We start from the raw sequence: 14,111 nt of genomic DNA, 5'->3' as shown, positions 1-14,111 counted from the left end.
CGCCAGTGATCTCATGTGGATTAATGGCCACCCATTATCCGTTCAACCTCTTCAGGTTTGTCATGCACACCAAAACGGTCAATGAGCGTGCGGGTTGCGTCGTTCATGCCCCGGATTTCCACTTTGGCACCCTCGCGGCGGAATTTAATCACGATGCGGTCCAGCGCGTTGATCGACGTAATGTCCCAGAAATGCGCGAACGTTACGTCAATCACCACTCTTTCCTGAGTTTCCTGAAAATCAAAGTGGCGGGTAAAACGATCTGCTGAGGCAAAAAAGACCTGGCCTGTCACTGTGTAGGTTCGGGTATCACCCTCCATTGACGACCTGACTGTCATAAAATGGGCCACTTTTGTGGCAAAGTTCAGTGACGCAATCAGCACGCCGGTCAGCACACCAAACGCAAGATTGTGGGTTGCCACCACCACGACAACGGTCGCCAGCATTACGATGCTGGTTGAAACCGGATGGGTCCGCAGGTTCGTAATTGATCGCCATGAGAAGGTGCCGATGGAAACCATAATCATCACCGCAACCAGCGCCGCCATGGGTATCTGAGACACCCAATCGCGCAGGAAGATCACCATCAACAGTAGCACCACGCCGGCCGTGAGAGTGGAAAGCCGCCCCCGTCCACCCGACTTCACGTTAATCACTGACTGACCAATCATGGCGCAGCCCGCCATGCCGCCAATAAATGCCGTACAGACGTTGGCAATACCCTGCGCCTTGCACTCGCGGTTTTTATCGCTCGGGGTGTCGGTCATATCGTCCACAATAGTGGCGGTCATCATGGATTCCAGCAGCCCTACAACGGCAAGGCCGGCGGAGTAAGGCAGGATTATCAGCAACGTATCCATGTTCAGAGGAATGTCCGGGATAAGGAACACCGGCAGGCTATCCGGTAGCTTGCCCATGTCGCCTACGGTGCGCACATCTAAATGCAGCCACATGGAGATGGCGGTCAGCACCACGATGCAGACCAGCGGGGAGGGAAGGGTTTTATTGAGGTAGGGAAAGAGGTAGATGATTGCCAGGCCTGCGGCGGTGAGCGCATAGACGTGCCAGGTGACGTTTGTGAGCTCTGGCAGTTGTGCCATAAAGATCAGTATTGCCAGCGCATTGACGAAGCCGGTCACGACCGAACGGGATACGAAGCGCATCAGGCTGCCGAGTTTCAGGTAGCCGGCGAGCAGCTGCAATATGCCGGTCATTACCGAGGCAGCAAGCAGATACTGCAGCCCGTGGTCCTTAACCAGCGTGACCATCAGCAGCGCCATTGCGCCGGTTGAAGAAGAGATCATCGCCGGACGGCCGCCAAAGAAAGCCATGACGATGGGGATACAGAATGCGGAGTAGAGTCCAACCTGCGGATCTACGCCAGCGATAATAGAAAAGGCGATCGCTTCTGGAATGAGTGCGAGCGCGACAACAATACCAGCAAGGACGTCACCACGGACGTTGCCCAGCCAGTCCTTACGCGTCGAGGACAGCAGCATTTTAATTTCTCAGATTTTGAATACAGTCAGCCCGGGAGGGCAAAAAGTTTCAGGTACAAAAAAGCACATCCGCAGACAGGATGTTTTCGAGTGTGCGACTGAGATTACTCAGTGCGACAGGGGAGGGTGAAGACTCAGGGTGGCGTAAGACGCATGATTTTTGAGTTCTCCTTTAAGGCAAAAAGGTGCCTACAGGACTGAATTTAGCCAGCAGAGACGGTGGAGGCTGCGCTGACGGTGATGTCCGTTCTTATCCGGACAGGCAATCAACTATAAACGAAAGGGATGTGAGGTCAACATTTGAGCGCGCAGAAGGGTGTCGGTGACAGCCGCAGAAACGGGCATGCAGGTACGCGCCATCCGGGGCATAGCACAGTAATATGTGAAACCAGCTGAACAATATATATGTGGAATGATGCATGTGTGTTGACGGCACAGAGATAGAAAGTCACACTGTTTTTTTACCCCTGTTATCGGGAGCTCTATCATGCCCCAGCTTTCTCCTCTTCAGCTCTTCAAAGGGCTGTCGGACGAAACGCGTTTAAACCTTGTCCTGCTTTTGCGCGAAAAAGGCGAACTCTGTGTGTGCGAGCTGACGCTTATACTGAAAGAAAGCCAGCCCAAGATATCGCGGCATCTCGCTTTACTCAGAGATACAGGCCTGCTGATTGACAGGCGAGAGGGCAAATGGATTCATTACCGGTTGTCACCTCACATGCCCGCCTGGGCGGCAGCGGTGATTGAACAGGCTTATCTTTGTCAGCGGGATGACATTTTGGATCTCAGCAAGCAGGCTGAACGGGACAACGTGACCACTAACGGCAAATCTGTCTGCATTTAAAAATTTTATACATACACATATGTTTTTTCATATGTATTTTGAATTGCTGTGCCCGTTATGACAGGCGCAGTATTAAAGGAGAGTGTATGTTTCTGGCGGGTGCAGTTTTTATCCTGACACTGGTACTGGTTATCTGGCAGCCGAAAGGGCTCAGTATTGGCTGGAGCGCCGTTATTGGTGCTGCGCTGGCACTGCTCACCGGCGTGGTGCATATCGATGATATTCCGGTTGTCTGGCAGATTGTCTGGAATGCCACGGCCACGTTTATTGCGGTCATCATCATCAGCCTGCTGTTAGATGAGTCTGGCTTTTTTGAGTGGGCGGCTCTGCATGTTTCCCGCTGGGGAGGCGGCAGAGGCAGACTGCTGTTCACCTGCATTATTTTGCTGGGCGCGGCGGTGGCGGCGCTGTTTGCCAATGACGGTGCTGCACTTATCCTGACGCCCATCGTCATCGCTATGCTGCTTGCGCTGGGTTTCAGCCCGGCTGCCACGCTGGCGTTTGTCATAGCGGCCGGCTTTATCGCGGACACGTCCAGCCTGCCGCTTATCGTGTCGAACCTGGTCAACATCGTGACGGCGGATTTCTTTAAGCTGGGCTTTAGTGAGTATGCGTCCGTCATGGTACCGGTGAATATCGCCTCTGTTGCCGCCACGCTGGGAATGCTGCATCTGTTTTTCCGCAAAGAGATTCCGGTCACCTATGACCTGACCAGACTGAAGCTTCCACGGGAAGCTATTCGTGACAGGCGAACCTTTAAAGCCGGCTGGCTGGTTCTGCTCCTGCTGCTGGCCGGCTTTTTTGGTCTGGAGCCACTCGGCGTGCCGGTTAGTCTGGTTGCGGCGGTGGCGGCATTTATCCTCTGGCTGGTTGCCCGAAAAGGGGCGGTTATTGATACCGGTAAAGTGCTGAAAGGTGCGCCCTGGCAGATAGTCATCTTTTCGCTGGGCATGTACCTCGTCGTGTATGGCCTGCGCAATGCCGGACTCACGGATTACCTATCGGCTGCACTGAACCGGTTTGCGGAGCACGGCGTCTGGGGTGCGACGATGGGTACCGGTTTTCTCACAGCCTTTTTGTCATCAGTGATGAACAACATGCCAACGGTCTTAGTCGGAGCGCTCTCCATTGACGGCAGCACCGCTCAGGGTGTGGTGAAGGAGGCGATGATATATGCCAACATCATTGGCTGCGACCTCGGCCCGAAAATCACTCCGATTGGCAGCCTGGCAACCCTGCTGTGGCTGCACGTTCTGGCACAGAAAAACATCAGCGTCAGCTGGGGCTATTACTTTCGCGTGGGCATTATCATGACCCTGCCGGTGCTTTTTGTGACGCTGGCCGCGCTGGCCCTGCGTCTCTCTGTTTAACCTTAATCTGGCGCTGCGTGCACGCACCGTCTTAAAGGAACATCGCTAATGACTGACATAACTATTTATCACAACCCGGCCTGTGGGACGTCTCGTAACACCCTGGCGTTTATCCGCAACAGTGGTGTAGAGCCTTTAGTGATTCTGTATCTGGAGACGCCGCCGACCCGCGACGAGCTGCAAAAACTGATTGCAGATATGGGAATAAGCGTGCGCGAATTACTGCGCAAAAACACGGAACCGTATGAGCAACTGGGGCTGGCAGAGGACAAGTTCAGCGATGATGAACTGCTCGATGCCATGCTGGCTCATCCTGTCCTGATTAATCGTCCGGTGGTGGTGACGCCGCTCGGCACAAAACTTTGTCGTCCGTCGGAGGTGGTTCTGGAGATTCTGCCGGACCCGCAGCAGGGACCGTTTACCAAAGAAGAGGGTGGGAGTAATCAGTGAAACATCAACGCGTCTGATAACGTCAATGTGGGCATCTTCGGTTACGCTTCCGGCAGACCTGAGAACACCTTGTGGGCATGCAAGAGGGCGGATACGGCAGGGCCGCAGAGAGCGATGTTATCCGCAGCGGATAAAAGCGCGAAGGTAACCTGACCGTAAAACGGCTGGTTACTCTCAATTTGATTGTGAAAGGTTCTCAGCTAATGATAAAAAACCCGCCATCTTCAGCGGGTTGAACAGTTAAGTCGTTCAAATTCTATTGCAGACGCCAGCTCCAGCAGTGAAGTGGCACATTTCAGCCTGGAAGAAAACGCAAATTCTGCAAGACGAATTAATAATAAAACAGATTAAAGCGCTGACTCATCAAAAGCTTTGCCAGTTCTGATCACCTGCTGCCGCGACGGCAGGACCCGTGCGCAAAACGGGTGCGGCCGGTACCGGGCGGTTTACATTGCTGTGTGATGGCGACGCAGGGACAGACAATGAAGCGAGCGTGAAAGTATTGACCAGCTGGTTAAGTGACGCTGCCTGCTCCATCAGCGAACGTGAGGCTGCAGAAGCCTCTTCAACCAGCGCGGCGTTTTGCTGTGTTACATCGTCCATCTGATCCACGGCTTGATGAACCTGTCCGATTCCCTGAGACTGCTCACTGGCCGCCACGGATATTTCATCGACCAGATGAGTAACCTGACGAACGGCATCGTTCATTCTGGCAATATTTTCGCCCACACCTTCTGCCTGTGCTGAGCCAGCCTGAACAAAGCCCATAGACGATTCGATAAGCGCCTTGATTTCACGCGCTGAAGACGATGAACGCTGCGCAAGATTGCGGACTTCACCGGCCACGACGGCAAAGCCACGACCCTGCTCACCAGCACGGGCAGCTTCTACAGCGGCGTTGAGGGCCAGAATATTGGTCTGAAAAGCAATCCCCTCGATCAGTGAAATGATATCGGTGATTTTCGATGAGCTTCCCCGGATATCGCTCATTGTTGACAGCAGAGTGTGCACACGACCTGCACTGTCTTCTGAGATTTCATGCGCATTTTTTGCCAGCTGGCTGGCAAGACGCGTGTTTTCTGCGGTCTGACGAACGGTCTCACTCAACTCAGACATGCTGGCAGCCGTTTGCTCCAGTGAGGCAGCCTGCTCCTCAGTACGGGATGAGAGATCTTCGTTACCGGCAGATATCTGCGCCGAGGCTGAGCTGACCGACTGAGCAGAAGCTTCTACTTTTGAAAGCGAGGCTGAGACATTGCCGATGAGCTGATTGAAGGCCTTCGCGGTCATGCCGATTTCATCCCGGCGTGACTCGTCCACCCTGAGGGTAAGGTCAAGCTTCTCGCTGGCTGTTTCCATGGTCTTCCGCATACCATTCAGCTGACTACGGATGGCGAAAATAGTTTTCAACGCAAAGAATGCAAGAATAGTGATAGCCAGCGCGGAGCCACCCATCAGGCTCCAGAGTGTCACCTGATAACTCCGGTCGTTCTCTTTTCTCAGGGCTTTACTGATGTCCACATTAAGCTGAAGCTGTTTCTTGTAACCTGCAATCAACTGGCGTGCCCATTCGCCAAGGCCGTCATTACTTTGAAGCGCGCCTAGCGCAACAGCGTCATTCTGTGCGCGTGAGCCAGCAAGAAACTCCGGAAGTGAGGCGTCATTTTTTTTATGGTAGAGAATGCATCCTCAGTTAACTGCCGGTCTTCCTCATTGGAAATGTCGTTGCTGAGGTAAAACTGATTCATGGATTTGATATTGCTGATAGTTTCATCAATTTTTTTTTCAACTTCAGCCTGGCGCCGGGGTTCTGTTGCACTCTGGTGGCGGTACAGCCAGATAATTAGCGTATTACTGTCGTCAATCAGTTTGCTCAGATCCAGAATCGATGGAACCGTGTTTTCCTGCACATACGTAAAGCGGGACTGAAATCCGCCAGCGACATCGACGGCCACGATAACCATCGCGACCAGCGCGGTAGAGAGAAGTGAAAAGGTGAGCAATAATCGCTGTGTAATTGTCATCTTTATTCCTGCTATTTTAAGTGGTTAATGATCTGGGCTGTCTATTTGAAAATATTCAGCACATCTATCGGCATAAAGATGAACTTAATTAGAAAAAAACTGATGTTTCAGGTAACTGAATTGCAGTGTCTTGACTGGCATAGTCGTCGTCAGGATCAGAAATACAGGTTGGGAGTAACGTCTGCTTCTGGCACAAAGCGAACATTGATGGCATTAGCCATGAGAGGGTGCAATTGTCATACTGGACACAATTATAATTCTGTCCAGACCATGCAAATTGAAATCACAGGAAGAATTATGGACATCCAATTCACAAGCGTTACCCCGGACAGCCCAGGATTTGCTGAGTTAAGATCGCAGAGCATGGCTGAAGGATTTAACATGTTACGCCGACTGCAAGATAACTGGCTTAGCGGACAGAATCGCTTTGATAGACCAGGAGAAAAACTAATTGGGGCATCTATAGATGGATTAATGGTTGGCGTTTGTGGACTTAACATCGATCCATTTACCTCAGAAACTGGCATCGGACGTCTGCGACATCTCTATGTAGACTCAGGATGGAGAAAAAGGCAGATCGGCAGTGCCCTGCTCAGTGAGATAATTAAGGATTCTGACCGCTGGTTTGATTTTATCAACACAAACGCTCCTCCATTGGCATTCATTTTTTATGAACGAGCTGGCTTTGTTGCTTTAACTGGCATAGAAAAAGTCACCCACCATCTCTGCCTCAGAGACCCAGCGCGTTAATACAGTCATCTTGTGGATTGACCACATATTCTGTCCAGTGAACCTTTTTTACAGGAATGCCGGCCAGGGTATAGTCCTGGCGTAATCAAACCGTAAATCAGAGACATTACATTAAATCCATGCCGCCTGGACACACTGCGTTTCTGAGCAGGTTTGCAGAACGGCGACTGGAAAATCTTCAGGATATCAAATGAACTGACTGGCAGCTTTGAGCGAAGAGCGGACCTGTAGGCTAAGAATGTAGGCTGCAATACCATTATGCTGATTTATTGTGCAGTGAGGTATCCTGCATCCTGCATCATGTTAATGAAGACAATATTCATAGCGATTAGCCAATCGGCATTTTTTCTGAAAGAGAGTATGTTAAACCGTCTGCTTTGATTAGAGTTTCAACATTCATAAGGTCCTCTGTTCTCTGCCAACCAGTTTGTCACCTGAACATTCAATCACCGTCGTACTGTTCTCTTGCTACCCGAAAATAGCTGGAGGAGGTGATAATCCAGGACCATAAAGGTAACATCCGCATAAGCATTTCTTTTCCCATATGGGTAATCGCATAAACCACCCGGGGCAATTTTTCCTCGTAATCACAGCGGGATATAAGCCCGTCCCGCTCCAGATGGCGTAATGTTCGCGTCAGCATTCTTTGAGTGACATCCGTAAGGTAGCGGCGTAACTCACCATAGCGAAGAGGTCCGCTGGTACCAAGAATATGCAGCACGCCCAGCGACCAGCGATTACCTGCATGCGCCAGGATCTCACGTTTCAGTCCCTCATCATCGTTGCTTAATTCTTCACAAAACTCCTTTGAAAATTGCAACAGTGCTTCCCGTTCAGACTCCATATCACCTCCGGTATCATGTGTGTGCCTAATTGAACCAGGCTATGTCAGCTGTCAGGATGACGTTTTAATACAACAGGAAGCAAGAATGAATTTCGACATAAAACCTATAAACACTGTTCTTATACTGGGTGCTGGAGAGCTTGGTATTCAGGTACTGAGAGCGATGAGCAATAAAGCGCAGGCGCATACTCATGTAAAAATTAGTGTGTTACTCAGACGCGAAGCCGCTCATGCAGTTTCTGGTTCACGCAGGGCACGGCTGGATGAACTGATGAAGCTTGGGATCGCTGTGGTGGAGGGCGATCTGCAGGAAAACAGTATTGATGAACTGAGTGAGCTATTTGCTTCTTTCGACGCCGTCATCAACTGCAGTGGTTTTGTTGGCGGCCCGGGAACGCAGATAAAAATTACGCAGGCGGTATTGAAAGCGGCTGTAGCTCGCTACTTTCCATGGCAGTTTGGCGTTGATTATGACGTTGTGGGTAAAGGCAGCGGGCAACAAGTCTGGGATGAACAGCTTGAAGTTCGCCACCTTCTCCGCCAGCAGAATGTGACAGGATGGGTCATTGTATCTACAGGTATTTTTACCAGCTATCTGTTTGAGCATGATTTTGGTGTGATTGACGCAAAAAGTAAAACTGTCTGTGCTCTGGGAGACTGGCAGCACGCCGTAACGCTGACCACACCTGAAGATATCGGCCAACTGACAGCGGACATTTTCTTCCATCAGCCCACTTTCCAAAACGAGATTATCTATATTGCAGGTGATACGCTTACTTATAGTGAACTTGCTGATTTAATGCGTGACCACTGGGGTGCTGAAGTAAACAGAAAATTACTGGACAGGCAAAAGCTCCAGGATGATGTGCAACATAATCCGCAGGATGTCGGGGCAAATTACCGACTTGCTTTCGCACGGCCTGACGGAGTAGCCTGGAATAAGAGCGATACTTACAATCAACGTCAGGGGATTGCAACTACAACGGCCCGTCAGTGGCTTGCAAAACAGCATGGAATGTAGCAGTCCGGTACTGACAAAAGCACAACATTACGCGGTGCATGCCAAAGTCTGATACCGATGTCGTTAATATATTGCTCTATATTTCACCGAAAAAAATTTCCTGGCAGTTTTGCTGACAAGACGATTGGCCCACGTATGCTAAAAAGGCCAGAACGTAAAGTGATGGCCCTAACTTAGTTAGGGAGGGCCTTTGTATTGGATCAAGGTTTTAATGTCCGCTTCTGGCACAAAGCGGACTGATGCATGGCCAACGTCCGCTTTAGGCGAGGAGCTGACGCTAACGTTATTTTTTAAAAATTTGGTTTGTATCTTTTTGCATTAGTCTGTAGTCGAAAAATATTGCGTCGGTTATTTACCCTATGTTTTCTGAACATTGTAATAAACGCGCTGCCTGAGCCGTTTTCTATGGGGAAAACTGCTTTTCACCTGCGCCTTCGTTGAAAAGCCCGGCGACCCAGTCAGCAAAAGCACGCACGGCGGGAGAGAGAAAACGCTGATGCGGATAGAGCATCGTCACCGGCACGGAGGGTGGCTGCCAGTCCGCAAGAACCTCGACCAGTTTGCCTTGCTGCAGATTCTTTGAAATCACATTCTCAGCAAGCTGCGCCAGACCAAAACCCTCAAGACACAGTCTGATGTAAAGTCCCGTTTCGTTGACGGCTGTATCCCCCTCAACCGGAACAGAGAAGGCCTCAGCGCCTCGTATAAAACGTAGCTCATTAGTGCGTCTTCCCGAACCGGAAAAGTAATGAATCGCCCTATGCTGCGATAACGCCTCCGGCGTCTCAGGAATACCGTATTCCCTGAGATAGTCCGGCGAGGCGCAGGTCAACCAGCGAAAACGGCCAAGCGGACGTGCAACCAGTGTGGAGTCAGTTAATTCACCGGTTCGTATGACGCAATCCACACCTTCCTGCACAAGATCGACTTGCCGGTCGCTCACACCAATCATCAGGTAAATATCCGGATAAAGTCGGTAAAAGTCTTTCAGGTTGGGCAGGACGATGAAATGCGCGATCCCACCGGGCATATCAACTCTCAGGCGCCCACGGGGCCGCCTGTTCGAATCAGCCAGACTGGCTTCAGTATGTTCAATTAAGGCCAGAATCTCCCGGCATTGCGCCAGATACTGCAGGCCTTCAGGCGTAAGGCTGACCCGTCTTGTCGTGCGGTTCAGCAGACGCACCTGCAGGTATTTCTCCAGGTTTTTAATAGTACTGGTAACAGTGGAAGAAGGCAGTGACAGCGTTTCTGCCGCGCGTACAAAGCTCCCGGCCTCAGCAACCCGTATGAAAATCTGCATAGCCTGAATCCGATCCATCATCCTTCCCATGGGTAAAAATTGAGTCTGATTATTCGCAAATTATGAATTATGAAAACGGTTTAAGCACCTTTTTCAGGATAATGGCGTGGCGTATCGTTTCCACATTGATCAGGAAAGAGGGAAGTTAATGACCGGGTATATCAGAAATATTGTTAGCAATCAGAATGTCACTTCACAGGCTATGTTGATTCGTGGTGCCACGATACTGAGCATGGACGAGAGCGTCGGTAACATTGAGCGCGGTGATATTCTCATCAACGGTTCAACGATTAACGCTGTGGGTCAGAACCTTGACGCTCCGGGCGCTCACGTCATTAATGCCAAAAATATGATTGTCATGCCGGGTATGGTTGATTCCCATCGTCACGCCTGGGAAGGTCAGCTGCGCCGCATTAACCCTAACGCCACCTGTCTGGACGACTACAGCAACGCCACGCACTTCTCGTTCGCTAAATATTACCGCCCTGCAGATATCTATGTCGGTAACCTGCTGACGGCGCTGGGTGCGATTGACGCGGGCATTACCACGATGATTGATAATTCGCATAACAGCCGCACCGCAGAACACGCCGATGCCGCAGTCGAGGCCCTGTTTGATAGCGGTATTCGCGCTATCCATGCTTCCGGCGCACCGGTTGCGGGTGAATGGGATAATGCGCACTGGCCTTGCAACTGGCAGCGTCTGCAGGAAAAATATTTCAGGGATAATCCAGAGAGTCTTGTGACGCTGGGCGTCATGGCTCAGCTGGATCCGGAATTGTGGGCTGAGGCCCGCAGACTGGGGCTGCCGATTGTCACCGAGTTCTTTGGTGCTGAAATGGCCTCCGAGCTCGAATCACTGCATCAGCAGGGTCTTCTTGGCCCGGACAATATCTTTAACCACTGCACAGCCCTGCCTGATGAGGGATGGGAAATCCTGCGCGACGCCGGTGTCCGGGTCAACGTCTGCCCGCGCTCAGATTCGCACTATGGGATCGAAAGCGGGATGTTCGCCATTGAAGCCGCGCAGCGTCATGGCATCAATCCTGGACTTAGCGTGGACAATGAAACGTCTTACAGCACCGATATGTTTACAGAAATGCGCGTGGCGTTCTATCTGCAGCGTGTGATGGGTATGCATAAGCAGCACTGCTGTAATTCAGAGCATTCGCTGACAACGCTTCCGGCTGCTAAGTTGCTGAAATCGGCAACCGTTGATGGCGCGTTTTGTGCCGGACTGCAGGACAAAATCGGGAGCCTGACGCCAGGCAAACAGGCTGACCTGATCCTGATTAACGCGACTGACCTCAACCTCTATCCAAACGGGAATGCGTTTGGCACGGTGGTGCATGCTGCTGAACGCAGCAACATCGATACCGTGATGATCGGCGGTCGCATCGTCAAGCAGAACGGCAAAGTGCTGGGTGTGGACAGCGAGCGCCTTCGCGCAGCGATTGACGAATCACGTGAGCACCTTTTTGCGGCATCAGGGTATGAACCAGACATCTTTGCGGAAAAATTCCTGCCACCTATTCAGTCTGACTGATAGAGACGATCAGCATGATTAATCGCCGGCTTGCAGCATTGTGTCCTGTGGAGTTTCGGATCAACCAGAACTATCACCAGGCCAGCGAAGTGCTGGGCGTTGAACCGAATATTGGGGACAAACTTGTCAGCCCGCAGGTACGACAGTGCTAAAGACCTGAAACCTCACACTTGACTTACAAGACTTCATATTTTTGATTAATTGTCAGAACTTACGGATCAGAGTCATCTGAAGTGCCTCCCTGGCAAGTATGGCTTCAGCGAGCAGCTTCCTGAGGCGTGTATTCTCCTCTTCAAGCGACTTGAGCTGCTTCACTTCAGGAACCTCCAAGCCGCCAAACTTCTTGCGCCAGGTGAAAAAATGACGTCGGAAATAGCTTTTTACGGCAGAATTCACCGGAAGAAAAAACAGCCTCATCTGAGCGGAGGATACTGATGATCTGTTCGTCGGAAAAAGCTTCCTGGTAGGGGTGTACGCAGGTGGCTTATGAGGACATCACTTACATCGCCTGTGTTAATCAGCGGAGGGCAGGTCAGCCTGTTTATGCAGGAGGTTATATTACAAAAGCTTTTCTGGTTTAAGGATAAGGGATGTAAATCAGAACTGCTAATTTGACCTTTATCAGCTAATACAAAGCTGGTGGCGGGGTAGATAGTTAAGCACGGGATTTTGCCTGCGATGTTCATGGCCGTACGGTGTGTTGTTAACCAATCGGCCAGAAAGTATGCAATTGACGCACTTCCTGACCGGCTTAATCATTAAATTACAGGCTGTTTTGCAGGAAATTATTATGTCATCAAACCTTTCTGATGACGTTAAAATACCGGCAACAGATCAAACTCCCTCAGCGCCCATGAAAGGATGTTCAGGGCGGCGAATACCATAATCATGCACAACTGAAGCCCGTCCCACTGGCTGCGCTGATAGCCTGAGTAATGAAGGGATCGCATTTTCAGATGAAGTAATCCCGGAACAATCACTGCCCAAATTGTCGCGATTAGCCCGGCATAACCAATCGCGCTAACAAACCCATCCGGAAAAAGCAGAGATAAACTCAATGGCGGCAGGAACGTGATCGCTGTGGCTTTGAGGCGGCCCGTTCTGGTCCTGGGAAGAGTCAGGCGGTCACTGATGTAATCCACAAGGCCCGCTGTCACCCCAACGAACGAACAGATAACGGCAAAATGCGAAAATATCGAGAACAACAGCGACATTCCGGCCGTATAACCGCGCAGACTAAACGCGTGCATTAGCGCGGCAATGTCGCCGCCCTGGCTGGCAATTTCCGGAAAGGCTGAGCGCGGAAGGTTACCCATCGTGCAGATTATCCAGAAAAGATAGATAACCAGCGCCACGGCGGTGCCTGTGTACAGGCATATTTTCACACGTCGATGATCGCCATTGTAATAGCTAATCAGACCAGAAATGTTTCCATGATAACCGAATGAAGCAAGGCAGAATGGCACGATGCCTAACATATAGGGCCAGTAGGATGCTGCCGAATTCTGACTGTCCAGCAGGTAGTCGACATTCACGGTGGTAAGTAATCCACCAAACAGGATAAGTAACAGAACAATTTTAGTGATGAGCAAAACAGACATTATCCTGCCAATGCTGCTGGTGCCTAACCAGACGATGGCAGCCACGGTCAGGCTTAACATAACTTTGGCTTCGGATGATGAAACCGTTTTGCCGGTCAGTCTGCTCAGTGAGTGATCATAAACAGGCCCGACCGCTGAAATATAGGCGTATGTCAGAATGCCCAGCACGAAAACCAGGCTCAGGCCATTTACTTCAGCCCAGTTACGGCCTAATACATCACGGACGATTTTGTCATAGCCGGTTTCCAGAGGGTAATGCTGGCTCACACGGTGAAACATCAGACCACTGATTAACATACAGACCCAGCTAAACGTCAGTATCAGTAACGCCCATCCAAACCATGCCCCGGCCATCACGACCGGCAGGACGAACATGCCTGCACCCACCACGGTGCCGCAAATGATGGTCGCTCCCCAAAATACCGAAGGAGAACGCCTTGAAATTGCAATATCTGACATAGGGGTTCCTGAAGTGAAAATTTAGCGCTGAAGGATAGCCTCTATAGCCAGGGCATGGCTAATTAACTGACGATCTTCTTTCGGCAACCCATCTGACGATAATCCTACTGACAAATGTCCCCGGCCAGTAACCGGCATTTTATGCTGGGCACACCTGTGCTGCTGGCAATGTCGGTGTTACGAATAAGTTTATTGGAAATATCAGGTAGACCGGCATTACCGATTCGTGGCACTTCACACCACAGAGTCGGATAGACTCAGCCGGTAGCCCTGATCATGCAGGCAGACGAGGGATAACAGCGGGTTCACCCATCACTGCTGCGTCGGGTAGCGACAAGTTGCTGACTGTCGGGGCAACAAATCCAGGGGTATCTTTGGTGAGGGATATAGGAACAATACCCCG

10 protein-coding genes and 2 pseudogenes are annotated in these 14,111 nt (G+C 50.9%); 6 read left to right on the top strand and 6 right to left on the bottom strand.

Annotation, left to right across the window (positions count from 1 at the left end; genetic code table 11):
• Window positions 1-20: 20 nt before the first annotated feature.
• Window positions 21-1,499, bottom strand: coding sequence for a SulP family inorganic anion transporter (locus tag IAI47_RS21130; RefSeq protein ID WP_187961291.1), 1,479 nt, complete (start codon window positions 1,497-1,499; stop codon window positions 21-23).
• A gap of 487 nt (window positions 1,500-1,986) precedes the next feature.
• Between IAI47_RS21130 and IAI47_RS21125 the strand changes: the two genes are divergently transcribed.
• The 3 genes from IAI47_RS21125 (at window position 1,987) to arsC (ending at window position 4,160) form a co-directional block, all read left to right on the top strand.
• The gene (locus IAI47_RS21125) at window positions 1,987-2,340 is read left to right on the top strand and encodes a metalloregulator ArsR/SmtB family transcription factor (protein ID WP_008924815.1); all 354 of its coding nucleotides are present in this window, start codon (window positions 1,987-1,989) and stop codon (window positions 2,338-2,340) included.
• A gap of 86 nt (window positions 2,341-2,426) precedes the next feature.
• On the top strand, window positions 2,427-3,710 hold the full coding sequence (locus IAI47_RS21120; protein ID WP_008924814.1) for an arsenic transporter: 1,284 nt from the start codon (window positions 2,427-2,429) through the stop codon (window positions 3,708-3,710).
• Window positions 3,711-3,758: 48 nt separating this feature from the next.
• Complete coding sequence (gene arsC / locus IAI47_RS21115; protein WP_008924813.1) at window positions 3,759-4,160, top strand: arsenate reductase (glutaredoxin); 402 nt, start codon at window positions 3,759-3,761, stop codon at window positions 4,158-4,160.
• Between the two features lie 363 nt (window positions 4,161-4,523).
• Here arsC and IAI47_RS21110 read toward each other — a convergent pair.
• Window positions 4,524-6,184 (bottom strand): annotated as a pseudogene (locus tag IAI47_RS21110) (methyl-accepting chemotaxis protein).
• A 297-nt stretch (window positions 6,185-6,481) separates the two neighbouring features.
• On the opposite strand from IAI47_RS21110, the gene IAI47_RS21105 reads away from it, so the two are divergent.
• A complete protein-coding gene (locus tag IAI47_RS21105) occupies window positions 6,482-6,934 on the top strand; it encodes a GNAT family N-acetyltransferase (RefSeq protein ID WP_033742876.1) in 453 nt (150 codons plus the stop codon).
• Window positions 6,935-7,376: 442 nt separating this feature from the next.
• Here IAI47_RS21105 and IAI47_RS21100 read toward each other — a convergent pair whose 3' ends face one another.
• Entirely contained in the window at window positions 7,377-7,778 is a 402-nt protein-coding gene (locus IAI47_RS21100) for a helix-turn-helix domain-containing protein (protein ID WP_008924809.1), read from the bottom strand.
• A gap of 85 nt (window positions 7,779-7,863) precedes the next feature.
• Here IAI47_RS21100 and IAI47_RS21095 point away from each other — a divergent pair, with 85 nt between their 5' ends.
• Window positions 7,864-8,799 carry an aromatic alcohol reductase gene (locus IAI47_RS21095; protein WP_008924808.1) on the top strand — a complete coding sequence of 312 codons (936 nt, stop codon included), beginning with the start codon at window positions 7,864-7,866 and terminating at the stop codon, window positions 8,797-8,799.
• 403 nt (window positions 8,800-9,202) lie between these two features.
• Here IAI47_RS21095 and IAI47_RS21090 read toward each other — a convergent pair whose 3' ends face one another.
• On the bottom strand, window positions 9,203-10,120 hold the full coding sequence (locus IAI47_RS21090; protein ID WP_008924807.1) for a LysR family transcriptional regulator: 918 nt from the start codon (window positions 10,118-10,120) through the stop codon (window positions 9,203-9,205).
• Between the two features lie 130 nt (window positions 10,121-10,250).
• On the opposite strand from IAI47_RS21090, the gene IAI47_RS21085 reads away from it, so the two are divergent.
• Window positions 10,251-11,648 carry an amidohydrolase family protein gene (locus tag IAI47_RS21085; protein WP_008924806.1) on the top strand — a complete coding sequence of 466 codons (1,398 nt, stop codon included), beginning with the start codon at window positions 10,251-10,253 and terminating at the stop codon, window positions 11,646-11,648.
• A gap of 178 nt (window positions 11,649-11,826) precedes the next feature.
• Here the strand turns inward: IAI47_RS21085 and IAI47_RS21080 are convergent.
• Both IAI47_RS21080 and IAI47_RS21075 read right to left on the bottom strand, forming a co-directional pair.
• Window positions 11,827-12,087 (bottom strand): annotated as a pseudogene (locus tag IAI47_RS21080) (transposase); the annotation flags it as partial.
• Between the two features lie 376 nt (window positions 12,088-12,463).
• Window positions 12,464-13,708 carry an aromatic amino acid transporter gene (locus IAI47_RS21075; RefSeq protein WP_008924803.1) on the bottom strand — a complete coding sequence of 415 codons (1,245 nt, stop codon included), beginning with the start codon at window positions 13,706-13,708 and terminating at the stop codon, window positions 12,464-12,466.
• Between the last annotated feature and the right edge of the window lie 403 nt (window positions 13,709-14,111).

The organism is Pantoea sp. MT58, assembly GCF_014495885.1.
In the GTDB taxonomy this organism is placed as follows: domain Bacteria; phylum Pseudomonadota; class Gammaproteobacteria; order Enterobacterales; family Enterobacteriaceae; genus Pantoea; species Pantoea eucalypti.
Note: the sequence above shows the minus strand (reverse complement) of the source record. Positions and strands in the feature narration are given on the sequence as shown.

Excerpts from the sequence above, each read along its gene's own strand:
- IAI47_RS21130 (WP_187961291.1), bottom strand. The coding sequence starts at position 1,499 with ATGCTGCTGTCCTCGACGCGTAAGGACTGGCTGGGCAACGTCCGTGGT.
- IAI47_RS21125 (WP_008924815.1), top strand. The coding sequence starts at position 1,987 with ATGCCCCAGCTTTCTCCTCTTCAGCTCTTCAAAGGGCTGTCGGACGAA.
- IAI47_RS21120 (WP_008924814.1), top strand. The coding sequence starts at position 2,427 with ATGTTTCTGGCGGGTGCAGTTTTTATCCTGACACTGGTACTGGTTATC.
- arsC (WP_008924813.1), top strand. The coding sequence starts at position 3,759 with ATGACTGACATAACTATTTATCACAACCCGGCCTGTGGGACGTCTCGT.
- IAI47_RS21105 (WP_033742876.1), top strand. The coding sequence starts at position 6,482 with ATGGACATCCAATTCACAAGCGTTACCCCGGACAGCCCAGGATTTGCT.
- IAI47_RS21100 (WP_008924809.1), bottom strand. The coding sequence starts at position 7,778 with ATGGAGTCTGAACGGGAAGCACTGTTGCAATTTTCAAAGGAGTTTTGT.
- IAI47_RS21095 (WP_008924808.1), top strand. The coding sequence starts at position 7,864 with ATGAATTTCGACATAAAACCTATAAACACTGTTCTTATACTGGGTGCT.
- IAI47_RS21090 (WP_008924807.1), bottom strand. The coding sequence starts at position 10,120 with ATGGATCGGATTCAGGCTATGCAGATTTTCATACGGGTTGCTGAGGCC.
- IAI47_RS21085 (WP_008924806.1), top strand. The coding sequence starts at position 10,251 with ATGACCGGGTATATCAGAAATATTGTTAGCAATCAGAATGTCACTTCA.
- IAI47_RS21075 (WP_008924803.1), bottom strand. The coding sequence starts at position 13,708 with ATGTCAGATATTGCAATTTCAAGGCGTTCTCCTTCGGTATTTTGGGGA.